Genomic DNA, 282 nt, shown 5'->3' on the forward strand with positions numbered 1-282 from the left:
CTTTCACTGCTGGCAGAGGAGAGCAGACGCATCGATATCAGGTTCACAAAAAGACCCCCAATTGCGATCCACATCATCGCACCGGTAGCAATCTCCGACGGTACTAGCAAGCGCTGATACGCCTCGTACAAAATGTAGGCAGCGACCATAAAGAGTAATAAGGCATTGAACGTTGAGGCTAGGATCTCTATGCGAGCGTATCGAAAAGTCCGTTTCTGGTCCGCTGGCCGCTTGGCTATTTGGAGAGCAATCAGTGAAATTGCCAGAGCAGCAGTATCTGTG

The 282-nt window shown here is 50.4% G+C and carries 1 protein-coding gene; it reads right to left on the reverse strand.

The features are described from left to right. Positions 1-282: cation diffusion facilitator family transporter (locus KMS84_RS44515; RefSeq protein ID WP_256921573.1), on the reverse strand; the 282-nt coding region annotated here is incomplete at both ends.

The sequence above is a fragment of the Streptomyces hilarionis genome (assembly GCF_024539675.1).
Taxonomy (GTDB): domain Bacteria; phylum Actinomycetota; class Actinomycetes; order Streptomycetales; family Streptomycetaceae; genus Streptomyces; species Streptomyces hilarionis.